Raw genomic sequence first — 14,570 nt, forward strand, 5'->3', positions numbered from 1 at the left:
GGCTGGGGCATAAGCGACGCAAGCACCGTGTTTGACGAGCCAAATTCGATAGATCTTTCTCTATCTCAATAAGGAATCAAACCAACAAATGTTAATGAACAAAACGATAATGTTCTTAACAATATCCGGGCTGAACATAAGGACAAATTCAATGAATGGTTGCTCGATAAAAAGCCATAAAAGAATGTTAAGTTGGAGATCAGATAAAAGTGATTTGGAATCGATGAGCTGTGCAATCCAATCTCCAGTGTAGTCTCAAGAGTCATACCTTTTTACTTGGAAACATATATTTACATTATTTTTCCAAAGATCATTGTGGATATTTTTATCAGCACGTAAGCTATTGGCAATGATGCTAGAAACATGTACAGGAAAAATCCAAGCGAGCTCAGACCTCTCATTATCCGAACTTCAATGCTGTTTCCCCCGCGAATTACAGTACCATCATAACATATTGCGCTGTCAAACTGCCTGAAATATGCCTCATTCTGTTTCATACATTTCCCCTACTGTTTTTCCCCACTGTAAAGTTCTTTTTGATTGTACTTTGATCTTAAGTACAAATACTTTCTATAAATAGTTATCTCATTGAACTAATATTAGTTAAACAGTATTTCTGAGATATTGGTGATATCATATTAGTCAGATAAGTATAAAAGCCGGGAAAATAAATGATGAAGGCTCATTTATGTATTATTTTTTGGGCTTCGCTACAACATCTAATGAGTATCTTTTCAAAAATTATTTTTAATGTTTTAATTAATAACTTTGATCAGTTTCTTCATTTATCTTCAGCCTTTACTGAGGCTATTCCTTCAAGTTTAAGAGAAAAGGCAGGCTTGTCTATGTAATTGCCCTTGAAGAAGAGCTTAACTTCGAACTTAAAGTTTCACAACCGGAAGCAAAATCCGACCTCGAAGCAAGAATCGAAGCATTAGAAAAGGAAGTCTATAAAACCTCTAAATCCAAAAAGAAAGAAAAAACAGAGAGTGGGCCCGCTGAGATTCGAACTCAGGACCTCCGCCGTGTGAATGTGTTTTATGATTTCTTATGATTTTGAAAATGAGTTCGTTAACTTATATGTAATTAGTGCCATTTTTTTATGAGCAGTTCTGCTGCTTAAAGCAGGTGGGGGAATTAATAAGATGAATGATAAAAAACCTATTATCAGACTGTATTTTGCCAAAATCAAGGAAGAATATTATAATCTATCTGATGAGGAAAAGCAGGAGTTCATGATTAAGGACCGCAAGCAAATGGACGAGCTCGGGATGAAACTCCTGATGACGATTGACTGCCGCTGGTCCAATGAAGAGTGGGATTTTATCGGGGTCGAGGAATGGCCATGCATAGAAGCTCTTGAGAAGCGTGCCATATTCGAAAAAGAAGAACTGAAAGCATTCAGGTATGCTGAATCGAAGACTTATCTGGGTACTCTTGAAATTGGCGAATATGGTAAAGAATGAAACTTGAGGCAATGGAGATCCGGGCTAGTTCAAGAGCATCTAATATTCCTGAGTCGGACTACATTCCCGGAATTCTGGACGTCCTGTTGATAATTGCAGGTTTAAGCTATCTAACCGGAATTTATAAATAATCATGAAAATCTAGCTAACGCTACTGATATTGTGCATGTATGTCAAAAAAATAATTAAGTTCCAACCCATTTAATTCAATTTTGGTGTCACCTATTTTTGTTACACACTCGTTTATTTTAAAAGTCTCTCCATGTCTTCTTCTATGGAGCTGTTCGCTGTTATATTGAACTTCTCCACCAGTACATTGAGGACATTCGGTGAGACAAAGGCTGGAAGTGTCGGACCAAGGGTAATATCCTGTATTCCAAGCCTCAGGAGGGTAAGCAACACAAGGACTGCCTTTTGTTCGTACCATGCGATATTGTACGAGATCGGTGCTTCGTTAACGTCTATAAATCCAAGCCTGGCCATAAGTCCCTGTGCAATGATGATCAGTGAAAAAGAATCATTACACTGTCCTGCATCCAGTACCCTTGGAATCCCATCAATGTTCCCAAGGTTAAGCTTATTGTAGCGATATTTCGCACATCCGGCGGTAAGTATGACAGTATCTTTGGGCAACGCCTCTGCGAAATCTGTGTAGTATTGCCTGTCCTTGTGGCGTCCGTCACAACCTGCCATGACAATGAACTTCTTTATCTTGCCTGCTTTGATGGCATCAACGATCTTGTCTGCATTAGACAGTACGTAGTTGTAAGCAAAACCGGTCATGACAGTCCCTTCTTCTAATTGTACCGGAGGTTCACAGGTCTTTGCCTGCTCGATGAGGGCCGAGAAGTCTTTCTTACCATCTTCAGCCAAGATGTGTGTGGCACCGTCATAACCTGCGGACCCTGTAGTGTATAACCTGTCAATGTAGGTCTCTTTTGGAGGGATTATACAGTTACTTGTAAGTAATATTGGTCCGTTGAAGCTCTCGAATTCCTGCCTCTGTTGCCACCATGATCCTCCGTAGTTTCCTACCAGATGTTCGTACTTTTTAAATTCAGGATATGCATTTGCAGGCAGCATCTCACCGTGAGTATAGACATCTACACCGGTTTCCTCAGTCTGATCCAATAGTTGTTTCAGGTCCTTTAGATCATGACCGCTTACGAGAATACCGGGATTGCCTCTTGTTCCAATATTGACCTGTGCAGGTTCCGGATTTCCAAATGTAGTGGTATTTGCCGCGTCAAGAGCTGCCATTACATCAAAACCATGTTCCCCACATTTTAGTACCAATGAGATGAGTTTCTCATCGGTCAGGCTGTCATCAGTGGTTGCCAGAAGGCCTTCCTCTATAAACGAATTGACTTTCTTATTGGAATTTCCAAGAATCATAGCATGATGTCCATATGCTGCAATTCCTTTGATGCCATAAATCAACAGTTCTCTCAATGATTGGATATCTTCGTCCTCTGTTGCAAGTACACCGGTGTTCCTGTCCTTGAGGTTTTCCGGGGCCAAAGTTGCGATCTCGGGCAGATCATTCTCATCAAGCAAATTGTTATCTAGAAGTTTCTGCTTGATCTCATTCTGAACCTTGAATCCTCTGTCAATGCGGTCCTGAATTCCGCTCGCTCTGAAATCGGTATTCGTTATGGTTGAGAACAGTGCATCGAGCATAAATTCATCAGTGCTCGTTTCAGAAATTTTTGCCTTTCTTGCTTTCTGGTTGTAGAATGCAATGCTCTTAAGCACATAGATGAGATCGTCCTGAAGGTCTGCGACTTCCCCTTTCTTACCGCACATGCCGTTTTTTGTGCAGCCTTCCCCATTCATTGTTTCTTCACACTGGTAGCAGAACATTTTGTTACCCCTTTATGTAGATATTATGTGCAGGGATATCTATTTACTTTTTATGCCCTCAAATCTTCAATCTCTCATTCACGTGCGAATTGAGGGTAAAAGGCTTATCACTCCTGGTATTCTGCTTTATTTAATGAAGAGTAACTTTGCGGAATTTCATTTCATTCCAATCTTCAACAACCCTAACTTAAATCAGTAAAATAGTTTTACAAAGTATTACTCTCATTTTAGAGCCTATCCGAAAAATCAGAAGAAAAGTGGGCCCGCTGAGATTCAAATTAAGGACCTCCGCCGTGTGAAGGCTTCATTTAATGATTACAACCAGAGAGCTGGCGTGAGCATACTCCGTTGCTTGCAGCGGGGTGCGCCAGCGCAACTTTGATTCCAAATTCGATCTTTAAAGGTGTAATATTTATGCGTTCCCAAATTCCTTCAAGCCGCCAAAGACGGAAATAATGGTAAACAGTTTTCCAATGTGAGAATTCATGTGTTAACATTCGCCATGCACACCCATAACGTAATAAATAGAAGATGGCATTCAATATTTCTCGATAGGAATGAATGCGCTTTTTACCTATATTCGTTCTTAGATTAGGAAAATAAGGTTTAATTAGTTCCCATTCTTTATCAGATAAATCACTAGGATAAGGAAGTTTTCGGGATCGTTTTAACATTAACGAATAGTCAAGGTACAAGGATTATTTAATTTTAGACAGCCTCTAAGTGATTATACCTGATTCTCTCAAAAAGCCTGTGAATTTAAGCAGATTTGTAAAAATGTTAAGATAAAATCAAAACAAAAAGAAAGAACAAAATATGTATCCTCTTCAAAATCAGCGGTAAATTTTCCATATCGTCAAATACTTGAACTTTAAATTTGTGAAGTTTGTAAACTGAATAGGGCTTATGGATTTGATTCCCAAACTTATAAAATTAATTCAATTTCACTCAAATCCGTGGAATTCACGTTGCTACCCCTAAATTTGAAGAGGATACAAAAATATTTTGAATTCATTTTTTTAAGTTTTTCTTGTTGGCTTCCATCATCTCTATTTTATCCCATGGTATCATTGTTATCATAGTCTTTTCACTTAAAGTGATCAGAGGTTTATCTCGAATGTCTGTAAGTTTGCCTTTGGCATCGCCGTTCTCAGTTATTATTTTTACTTCTGGAAAGTCATGCTTGTAAAAATTTGTAATTAATTTCATAATTTCTTCAGAAAACTCTGTAAGTAATTGATACAGTACAAATGTATACAGAAAGTAAAAAACGATTCCCAATAAATATGCAAGTAAGTAATATGTAAAATAAGACGTATTTGTTGCAAGGTATGTATAGGCATCTGCAAATCCAGTCCAATTAAATGAAAAAACGTTTTGCAATATATAACTAACAGTATAATGTATTGTAATATTTATTCCAATTATTATTCCTAAAAAAAACCAAATTGAGAAATAAAATATTTGTGTCGAGACTTTTATCATAGAATATTCTGTAATCTTTGGGATTTCAACCTTCATTGATATAAATAACTGGCACCAACCAATCCAAATTAAACAAATAAGTAGAGACGAGACGATTATTAAATAAGAACTAAGAAATAGAATTACATCTAATCCCACGAGATTAGAAATTACGGTAGAAAATGATTTTTTAATAAATTCGATATCCAAAATATAAAGTAAAATATTCAGAAGCGGTTTCTTTATAATTGACTCAAAAACTATCCCTACAATAGTGCTCCATAAAAAAACTGCAATCCCCAATGCTCGCAAAATCTTGTAAATTTTTATTGAAAAAAAATACTTTTCGATTATAGGAAAATTGGTTCTTAAATATTTAATATATTGATTTTTGTCTCGTATTTTTGAATATTTTGTTATTATTACAGGTACAATACCGGATATCAAAACAAGAATAATAGGGATAAATAGCTGTGATAGAATATTCAATGGTTCTTCAGTGGTTATTTCCAATTTTTATCACGCAGTTGATTAAGGAAGTAGTGTAAATATGCTTTTTGATTTTGTATTTGTTGTCTTCCCTTCCTAACCTACGATAATTACCAAAATTACCACCATGGTTTTTGCTTTCTGTATTCTCCGGAAGCAGTTTAATGTTTCATCTGCTGTTCTCTTGGATCAATGTTTAAATATGGGCCGCTTGTTTGTGCATGTTTTCATTTAGTTTTTCTATCTGTTCATCCTTTGAGTATAAATGATAATGTTTATGTTAGTTTACAGTCGATTAAGGACAATTTAATATTTCAAATAAAGGGCATAGGTTATGGCACTACGGGAAACATATGAAAATGCAAGACAACATAAATTATTGATATGGGTTACTATTGTTTTTGCTGTTTCTTTTGTACTGATTGCCTTATTCCTTAGTTATTTAGTATTCACATATCCTGTTAATCAAGTCTTTCAATATGGAATAACTAATGCAACAGAAAAAGCTAATTTAATTAATCAATATCGTACCACTTCAATTCAATTCATTTCTACATTAGCCCAAATACTAGGTGGCGGTGCAGTTGCAGTTGGAATTTACTTTGCTTGGGGAAATCTAAAAGTTGCTCAAGCAACTTTCGAATCTAACCAGAAAAACGCTGAGAAAAATTTAGAAGTTGCTTTAGTTAATCTAAAATCTGACCAAGAAACTTCTCGGAAGAGTTTAGAAATTGCTCTGGCCACTCTCGAATCTGACATTAAAAATGCTCAGGAGAATTTAATAGTTGCTAAAGAAGGCCAGATTACTGAGCGTTTTACAAGGGCTATTGAGCAATTAGGGGGTGAAAAAATAGAGATTCGGTTAGGTGGTATATATGCGCTTGAAAGAATCTCAAAAGAATCAGAGAAAGATTACTGGCCAATTATGGAAATTCTAACAGCTTATATTCGAAATAACTCATCCATCGAAAGCGAGAATATACAAACTGTATCTTTGGATATTCAAGCAATTCTCACTGTTATTGGAAGACGCAAGTATTTTTTTATTTCTACGGATTCCGATCGTCTTGAGTACAATTGTCTAGATCTTCGAAGAACTAATTTACGAAGAGCTAACATTGAAAAGGCTCACCTAAGAGGAGCTATCTTCATAGAATCTGACCTTAGAGAGACTAACCTTCAGGGAGCTAATCTCGAAAGTGCTAACCTTAGAGAGGCTAACCTTGAAGGAGCTCACCTTAGAAAGGCTTACCTTAAAGGAGCTTACCTTGAAAAGGCTAACTGTGTAAATGCTAGTATTGGGAGAGCTTATCTCGAAAGTGCTAACCTTAGAGAGGCTAACCTTAAAGGAGCTCACCTTAGAAAGGCTTACCTTAAAGGGACTTACCTTGAAAAGACAAATCTTAAAAAAGCTAACCTTGAAGCGACTAATCTTGAAGGAGCTATCCTTAAAGGGGCTGACCTTAGAGAAGCTGACCTTCAGGGAGCTGATCTTAAAGGTGCTATACTTGAAGGATCTGACATTAGAGAGGCTAAACTAGGAGGGGCTATACTTGAAGAAGCTTTCCTTGTAGGGGCTATACTTGAAGGAGCTCACCTTGGGAGGGCTATACTTGAAGGTGTTATTAAATTTGGTGAAGGAGCTAACCTTCTAAATGCTTATCTTAAAGGTGCTAACCTTAAAGGGGTAGACTTTGAAAAGGCTAACCTTGAGGGAGCTGATCTTGAGGGAGCTGATCTTGAAGGGGCTAAGAATTTAACAGTTGACCAGCTTTCTAAAGTGAAAACACTGTATAATGCAAAATTCGACGAAGAGTTCAAAATATCATTACAAGAGAAGTACCCTGCCCTTTTTGAGAAACCTGATGAATGATTACATATTACCAAAGTTTCCATCAACGCTTTATTATTTCCATACTATCCGGAAGTAACTTATGTTTAACCTGCTGTTTTACTAGATCACGTTTGAATATTGACCGTTTGTTTGTGCATATCTCGTTTAGCTACACAATCATACGATATAGGAGACTCTAGCATTAACCTGAACTTGTTTACCCTTTAGGACATATGCATACAAGGAGTATGCAATTAAAGAAATCTATGATGTTTCAATTAATTTCGATGCTTACTAGTAAAATTACGGAAATATTTATTTTAGTTGTTTGTATTTATTCTCAAGATTAGGAATGTCTTCTCTTACTTGTCTCAATAAATCTTTAAGACTTTCATTAGTTTGTGGGCATGTTTCAAAATAACGACGTGCATCGGGTTCTGCAAGATGCCTATAACAACCTATTTCATTATACTTTTCTTTATCGCCTTCGTATACATTTATTGGATTATCATCGTGACAATTGAATAGGTTTTGGAGTGGTCTATAAAAATTAACCAAACTTTGCCCAATATGTTTTATTTCTTCTGCTTTTTGTACTTGTTTAATTACCTTTAATGATAAATGAAGAGAACTGGCACCTAACATTACTGCTAAAGCCGATATACCTAATGTAGCTGGATCTTGTTTTCCATAATAAAATCCCAAAAAAACAAAAATCAAGGCGATTGCTAATATCAGAAGGACAAAATGTTTCTCGGATAAGGATTCATCTGTCATAAAATTCTAATAAACTTTATCTGAGATATAACTATCTTTATTTTTTTTATCTTATTGTTTGGATGAGCTTATATGTTATACCAAAACTGCGTATGGTATGTGTGCACTGCTAAAGTGGAAAACCATTGAAGAGAGTTTCTAGAAAAACCATGCAAAAGATGATGATGAAACAATCTTATTGAACAAAACCACCGTGAAACTATCATCGGTATAAGTTTTTCAGTGAAATCACTTGGATCCCGGTATCCACAAAAAGATTTTGTATGATTTTAAGGGAGGACACATCAAGCATAACCCTTGCTTAATATTCTCCGATATGGCAGAAAATCAAAAGTTACATAAATATTTAGTAACCATTATTTGGTGTTATATAGGTAGAAATATGAAGCTTTTAGGTAAGTCCAAAGTCATGAAACATAGGGTAAAACCAGAAATTACATACCCTTTAGTAAGGCTCACTCAGTCGGAAGTAAGCTTTGCTGGAGAAACTGCTCATATTTTCAAAACAGAGTACAATGGTAAACCTGTTTATGTAATCGCTCTTGAAGAAGAGCTTAACTGTGAATTTAAAGTTACACAACCAGAAGAAAAATCTGACCTAGAAGCAAGAATCGAAGCATTAGAAAAAGAAATCTATAAAACCTCTAAATCCGAAAAGAAAGAAGATAAAAGTAGTGGGCCCGCTGAGATTCGAACTCAGGACCTCCGCCGTGTGAAGGCGACGTCATAACCGGCTAGACCACGAGCCCATGGATTGCATTTGAAAATTAATGAAGGTTAAGCAACCATAAAATAGAACTTCTTATGTATAAGCTTATCGCTTGCGAGCCGATTTTGGGCTTGACCGGACCTGTTATGTAATTACTTTTTATATTTTTGCCTCAGGGGCCTTTATTTTTTGTACTTTTTGAGGGTTTTGAAGGATGAAGACCCACTTGCAGGGGTTTTTCAGTCTATGGGTGGAACTTTTGATGATCTGTTGATGATCTGTTGATGATCTGTTGATGATCTGTCCGGGAATCTTCAGTCAGGCGATAAAGTAATGAAGTAATAATGTAAATAACTATAGAAATAATTTAATTGATTGGTTTGTATGATCGAAATCCTGAAAATCCTCTTCACCATGCCGTTTTTGCTCTACGCATGCTATACAGACTTGAAGGAGCGCAGAGTCTCAAACAGGTTATGGAAGTACATGCTTGCATCGGGTTCGGTATTTGTAATCTATGACGTTTATACTGGAGGGATTCCCTACCTTAAATCTCTAATTTTTTCCGGAGTTATTGTTTTCGTTTCGATTTACATCCTTTTCCAGCTTGGGGCCTTCGGGGGCGGGGATGCAAAGGGGCTGATAGTGCTTTCCATCTTATTTCCGCTCTATCCGGTTTTCCTGTTCTCGGGAGAGCTTTATCCTTTGCTAGGGCTGCCTCCTGTAGGGCTCTTTGCCTTCACGGTGCTGGAAAATGCTCTCCTGGTAACGACACTCGTGCCTCTCGGGATGTTCTGCTACAACGCCCTGCATTTTTCGCCTGATATGCTCAAAAAGCCCTTATACATGTTTATCGGGTACAGGACTGAGGTATCCTCTCTGAAAAGGAAGGAACATCTGGCCTTGCTTGAAAAGTTCGAGCTTGACGAAAACGGGGTCGTCATCAGGAAGTTTGCGCGGACAGGGCTCGATTTTGATGCGAACCTGAAGCCCGAACTTGGGGAATACGTAAAAAAAGGGCTTATTGAAAAGGAAGTCTGGGTTACTCCGGGCCTGCCTTTTATGCTCTCAATTACAGCAGGCTTTATAACCGCAGTCGTTTTCGGGGATTTAATCTTTTACGCTGTCTTTAGTTTTCTCGGGGTCTGAACCTAACATCTACGGAATAAACCTAACCTCTGCGGAATAAACCTAACGTCTACGGAATAAACCAAGCATCTGTGAAAATTTTAGGAACGGCTGAACCGGGATTTCTCCCTGTTCTCCTTCTTTCCTTTTTCCACTCTCTTTCCCCTTTTTTCATCTTTTCTGCACGATAAGCAGCCCGTAGAGAATTGTTTCTGCAATTGGGGGATTATCAGGAGTGCCTTTTGCAATCCTTTCTTCGGGGTAGCCGAGGTTTTCGCAGGTATAAAGTTCAGCGTTAATTCCAAGTTCTTTAAGGATTTCTGCAACTTCGCAGGAGCCGAATGTCTCTTCCGGCAGCAGGAAAATGTTTCTTCCGTTCTTCAATTCCTGGATCAGTTCGGCTTTTGCAGGTTCAAAGTCCCTACCGTGGGCTGTTATTGCACAGAGGTTCGTCAGGTTTACCTTTGTACGGGCACAGGCTGCCTGCATTGAAGAAATTCCGGGAATTACGGTATCATTTTCCCCTGCAAATTTCCCGAGCCCGGAAAACATGGGGTCTCCTGTTGATAGGACAACGGCATCTGCGGGCAGGAGATGGAGCGACTTATAGTCTTTAATCGTTTTTGCTTCGCAGGTAATATGTTCCTGTGCGAGCTCAAGGGCTCTTTTTGCACCGTAAACCACTGATGCCTTTCTTATCGCCCTTATCCCTTCTTCCGTGAGCATGCCGGGTCCGACCCCGACTCCTACCACAATCATAGTTTTTCTTCCCCTTTGTCCGGTTCAAGTTTTTTGAGTTTAATTCTCACTTTTGTTTCTCGCTCTTGCTGTCCATCAGGACAGACCCGTCCCTGTCAATTACAACGATTCTTGCGCCCTTTCCTTTTTCGACTGCCATTTCAAAGGCTTCTTTCAGGCGCTCGTGTTCCGGAGCCTTTTCAAGCATCTCAACAACGGTTGCATATCCGCTGTTCTCAAGCATCTCAGGGTTTCCCCATTTCAGGACAAGACCCGGAAGCCCGCAGATTATGACATCGCCTGAAGCGTTATCAAGCCCTTCCGAAATCCTGCTCCCGACCATAACAACGGTGTATTCAGGGAAGAGCATATGAGAATAACGCATTCCTATTCGGCCCGTAGTCAGAACCACTCTATCCGTGCAGCGGATAAGGTCTCCTTTCATCTCTCCCAGGTGGTCGTTCCAGGGCTCAACAAAACCTGTGCTCCCGAGGACAGAAATCCCGCCTTCGACTCCTATCCTGCTGTTCAGAGTCTCTTTTCCTATCCTTTCCCCTTCAGGGATCGAAATCGTGACCTCAGCTCCCTGTAAACCCAGTTCCTCTACAGCTTCCTGCACTGCAGCCCTGATCTGTTCCATGGGTTTTGGGTTGATGGCCGGGTTGCCCTTCGAGACTTGGAGCCCGTCCCTTTTTACAACTCCTATGCCCTTTCCGCCGAAGATGCTGATCCCATCTGCCTCCCTGGCTTCGCCAACAAATTCAAGCCCCCGGGTAATATCGGATTCGTGGTCGTTAAGGATCTTCTTTACAACTGCACGCCCTGGAGAGGATTCGCTGACTTCAAGGTAGGCTCTCAGTCCTACCGGGGTGGGAACGGATACGCTGTCAACTGTTTTTTTAAGGGAAAGCACAGCGGCTTTTGCAGCGGCACTGGCTGTGGTTCCTGTGGTATATCCTCTCTTGAGTACGGACCCGTCACTCAGGACCACGATCATCCCGGACGCCACGTTTTTTTCAAGCTCTTCCCTGGGCAGCCCGGTACGGGCAATCCATTCTTCAGGGATCTTGAAATTGTTAACAGGATCTATCATGGAAGAATACTCGGAGGTTTTTTATTATAAATGTATTGACCTGAAAACCGGGAACTAACTGGAAGAGAAGAGCCTCAACAAAACACAACTGATTCTTATGAAATACCTCGGGGTTCCTATACAAACCCGAACAAGAAGACTGACTTCTGGGAAAAGGTTGCTGGACTCCGGGAACAGGTTACTGGATTATAGAGAACAGTCACTGGACTATCGAAAAAGGTTACTGGACTCCGGGAAAATGGTTACTGGATTATAGAGTACAGTCAGTGGACTATCGGAAAAGATCAATGGACAGTGCAAAATTCCCCGGACAATATAGAAAAGAGTGGCATCATTCCAGGAGTGGGGATTTTTTCGTTTTTCTGGAAGTTGGGGTTTGTTGGGGTTTGAATGGGGGGTACCATTCTTGTTGGGGTTTGGGGGGTTGGTGTGTGAAAAATAGCCTTGTGGAATGATGCCTATTTGATGTCAGTACTCGCCTGACACCTATCTTACATTTCAGTTATATTATATAAATCTATAGGGATATAAAGGTAAATGTTCAGTGAAAATCCTCTATATCTCTTCATAACCACTCACCAGTATTCTTTCTATGCGCTACGTCGAAAGATTGAGTTTTTTATAGGGGCGTCCACTCTCCTGAACAGCCCCCTTCCCCTGATTTTCTCAACTTTTTCTTTTTTCCGGGAATCCTATTCACTGAGTTCTTGCAAACATGCGGTCCAGTTCGCCTTTTGTAAAGGTTATCACTGTTGGTCTCCCGTGCGGGCAGGAATAAGGGTTTTCGGCTGCTTTGAGCTGTTCTATCAGCTCTTCCATCTGCCTTGAGTTGCAGGCTGCCCCTCCTTTGATTGCTGCCCTGCAGGCAAGGGTCTTGCTCACCTTTTCCGAGACCCCTGTATCTCTTTTGACCTTTCCTTCAGCCAGAAGGTCAGATATCACGTCATGGATTACGCTGGTATCCTCGAGCCGTCCGAAAACCTCAGGGACAAAGGTAACGACATAGGTATTGTCCCCGAATTCCGAGATCCCGAAGCCGTACTCCTCCAGATAAGGGATATACTCCTCCATGAGCACCTTTTCTTTCGGGGTAAGTTCTATCACTACAGGGGCGATCAATTCCTGCACCCTGGACTTTTTCGTTCTCAGGACCTGCTCATAAAGGATACGCTCATGGGCTGCATGCTGGTCGATTATTACAAGGTCTTCCCCTTTTTCGGCAAGGATGTACATTTTAGAGGTCTGGCCTATGACCCGCAGGTCTTCGAAAAGATCGGTGTTTGCTTTTTGCTTCGGCTTTTTACTTTGCCTCTCCCCTGCATTTATTCTTTCATTTACCTTTTCCCCCGTCTTCGCACTGATCAGTTCTCTTTCTTTCTCTCCTGTCTTTTTACTGATCAGTTCTCTTTCCTTTTCCCCTGTTTTCTTCTCTTCCTTTTCCCCTGTCTTTTTACTGATCAGTTCTCTTTCCTTCTCCCCTATCTTTTCCTCTTCTTTTTCTCCTGCTTTCTCCTCTTCCTTGCTACTGACCTGATCTCTTCCCCTCAGGACTTCCTGGACTCCTACCCTTTCTGCATCCAGGAGGCGCTCGGATTTCTTTAGTCTCCTCTCCGTATCCTTTATCGGGTAGGTATAAGCTTCGGATTTTTCTCTCAGGAGTCTACTGCCGCTTTCAGGAACTCTGGCTTCCTCTTGAAACTCTGCTTCCTTTCCGGTTTCCTTCCCGGCTGCTTTCCTGATTTCCTCTGCAGGTCCCTTTTCCGGCAGAGTTATAGGGGCTTCCTGTGCCTGAATTTTTCCTGATGGCCCTGAACCCTCGAAGGTTTTCTGAAACCTTCTTCCATCTTTTTCCCTTACCACGGGTGCAAGCCCGTGTTCCGAAAGGACCTTTTCAACTGCAAGAATGACTGCATCTCCTACCTCCTTTTCCCGGCTGAAACGGACTTCGGCTTTGCGGGGGTGTACGTTTACGTCCACCTCTCCCGGATCGAGGGTAAGAGCAAGCACTGCCACAGGATAGCGGCCTTTAGGGATCTTTGTGTAATATCCTTCGCGGACAGATGTGCTGATAGCTCTTGAAGTGACAGGGCGCGTGTTTACGAATACATAAAGCTGGTCGCTTCCTCCCCTGTGGGTTTCGGGTTTTGAGATATATCCCCGGAGTTCAAAGTCTTCTGTCCTGTACTCAAGGGGCAGCATTGAACGTGCCGTATCAGGGCCGAGCAGGTTGACCATGCTTTTCAAAAGGCCGCTTGAACCCGTATTTTTTATGATTGGCTTTCCTTCACTGAGCAGGGTAAAGGAAATTCCCGGATTTGCCAGGGCAAGCCTTGTAATGGTATCTGTGATATGGGCAAGTTCGGTGCGGTCACTTTTCAGGTACTTGCGCCTTGCAGGTGTGTTATAGAAGAGGTCTTTTACGTGTATCGAGGTTCCCGGAGCCGTGCCTGCATCAGATGTTTCCTGCACCTTTCCTCCGTGGATGACCATTTTTGTGCCGGTAATCTCTTCAGGGGGGCGGGTAATGATCTCTACCTTTGCAATGGCGGTAATTGAAGCAAGAGCTTCTCCCCTGAACCCCATTGTTGAGACCGTATCAAGGTCTTCGATCTTTGTGAGTTTGCTTGTTGCGTGTTTTTTGTATGAAAGGAGGGTATCGGCCCTGCTCATCCCGCAACCGTTGTCCCGGATAAGGATGGAATGTTTTCCCCCCTTTTCTACCTCGATGCGGATTTCCGTTGCTCCGGCATCGATTGAGTTGTCCACAAGTTCCTTTACCACGGATGCCGGGCGTTCTATTACCTCTCCGGCTGCGATTTTATTTATCGTGTCTCTGTCAAGAATCCGGATTTTATTACCCTGCTTTTCCATCTGATTTTCCATCTTCTCTTCCAGCTTTTCTTCAACCTGCTCCGTCATAAACCCTCAGCAGGAAACCCCTGAGTCTTTAGCTCAGGGGAGGAATGCGTAAACTTCCCCGTCCTGCTCTGTTGAATTAATGTACTTGTC

General features: G+C 40.8%; 11 protein-coding genes, 1 tRNA gene and 1 pseudogene. 4 read left to right on the forward strand and 9 right to left on the reverse strand.

Going from position 1 to position 14,570, the window contains the following annotated elements; genetic code table 11:
- Window positions 1-290 precede the first annotated feature (290 nt).
- Entirely contained in the window at window positions 291-497 is a 207-nt protein-coding gene (locus tag EO95_RS05055; protein WP_048132733.1) for a hypothetical protein, read from the reverse strand.
- Between the two features lie 648 nt (window positions 498-1,145).
- Here EO95_RS05055 and EO95_RS05065 point away from each other — a divergent pair.
- Together EO95_RS05065 and EO95_RS18420 are read left to right on the forward strand one after the other, a co-directional pair.
- Window positions 1,146-1,466 carry a hypothetical protein gene (locus EO95_RS05065; protein WP_048132737.1) on the forward strand — a complete coding sequence of 107 codons (321 nt, stop codon included), beginning with the start codon at window positions 1,146-1,148 and terminating at the stop codon, window positions 1,464-1,466.
- A complete protein-coding gene (locus tag EO95_RS18420; protein WP_268767889.1) occupies window positions 1,463-1,597 on the forward strand; it encodes a hypothetical protein in 135 nt (44 codons plus the stop codon). Before EO95_RS05065 ends, EO95_RS18420 begins: the two co-directional genes overlap by 4 nt.
- Before the next feature lie 112 nt (window positions 1,598-1,709).
- Here the strand turns inward: EO95_RS18420 and hcp are convergent, their stop codons facing one another.
- The 3 genes and pseudogenes from hcp to EO95_RS05075 form a co-directional block, all read right to left on the reverse strand.
- Entirely contained in the window at window positions 1,710-3,329 is a 1,620-nt protein-coding gene (gene hcp / locus EO95_RS05070; protein ID WP_048132739.1) for a hydroxylamine reductase, read from the reverse strand.
- Between the two features lie 383 nt (window positions 3,330-3,712).
- Window positions 3,713-4,003 (reverse strand): annotated as a pseudogene (locus tag EO95_RS16970) (transposase); the annotation flags it as partial.
- 337 nt (window positions 4,004-4,340) lie between these two features.
- Complete coding sequence (locus EO95_RS05075) at window positions 4,341-5,306, reverse strand: hypothetical protein (protein WP_156163979.1); 966 nt, start codon at window positions 5,304-5,306, stop codon at window positions 4,341-4,343.
- A gap of 310 nt (window positions 5,307-5,616) precedes the next feature.
- On the opposite strand from EO95_RS05075, the gene EO95_RS18175 reads away from it, so the two are divergent.
- Window positions 5,617-7,155: a pentapeptide repeat-containing protein gene (locus tag EO95_RS18175; RefSeq protein ID WP_052733507.1), complete on the forward strand. Its 1,539-nt coding sequence runs from the start codon at window positions 5,617-5,619 to the stop codon at window positions 7,153-7,155.
- A 276-nt stretch (window positions 7,156-7,431) separates the two neighbouring features.
- Here the strand turns inward: EO95_RS18175 and EO95_RS05085 are convergent, their stop codons facing one another.
- The gene (locus tag EO95_RS05085) at window positions 7,432-7,893 is read right to left on the reverse strand and encodes a hypothetical protein (protein ID WP_048132743.1); all 462 of its coding nucleotides are present in this window, start codon (window positions 7,891-7,893) and stop codon (window positions 7,432-7,434) included.
- 675 nt (window positions 7,894-8,568) lie between these two features.
- Window positions 8,569-8,642 (reverse strand) — tRNA-Val (locus EO95_RS05090).
- Between the two features lie 344 nt (window positions 8,643-8,986).
- Here EO95_RS05090 and EO95_RS05095 point away from each other — a divergent pair.
- Window positions 8,987-9,751: an A24 family peptidase C-terminal domain-containing protein gene (locus EO95_RS05095; RefSeq protein WP_048132745.1), complete on the forward strand. Its 765-nt coding sequence runs from the start codon at window positions 8,987-8,989 to the stop codon at window positions 9,749-9,751.
- Window positions 9,752-9,901: 150 nt separating this feature from the next.
- Here the strand turns inward: EO95_RS05095 and EO95_RS05100 are convergent, their stop codons facing one another.
- The 3 genes from EO95_RS05100 to mutL form a co-directional block, all read right to left on the reverse strand.
- Window positions 9,902-10,489, reverse strand: coding sequence for a cobalt-precorrin-7 (C(5))-methyltransferase (locus EO95_RS05100; protein ID WP_048132747.1), 588 nt, complete (start codon window positions 10,487-10,489; stop codon window positions 9,902-9,904).
- Between the two features lie 46 nt (window positions 10,490-10,535).
- On the reverse strand, window positions 10,536-11,561 hold the full coding sequence (locus EO95_RS05105) for a cobalt-precorrin-5B (C(1))-methyltransferase (protein ID WP_048132749.1): 1,026 nt from the start codon (window positions 11,559-11,561) through the stop codon (window positions 10,536-10,538).
- A 696-nt stretch (window positions 11,562-12,257) separates the two neighbouring features.
- Window positions 12,258-14,480 carry a DNA mismatch repair endonuclease MutL gene (gene mutL, locus EO95_RS05110; RefSeq protein WP_052733508.1) on the reverse strand — a complete coding sequence of 741 codons (2,223 nt, stop codon included), beginning with the start codon at window positions 14,478-14,480 and terminating at the stop codon, window positions 12,258-12,260.
- Between the last annotated feature and the right edge of the window lie 90 nt (window positions 14,481-14,570).

Source organism: Methanosarcina sp. 1.H.T.1A.1 (assembly GCF_000979295.1).
In the GTDB taxonomy this organism is placed as follows: domain Archaea; phylum Halobacteriota; class Methanosarcinia; order Methanosarcinales; family Methanosarcinaceae; genus Methanosarcina.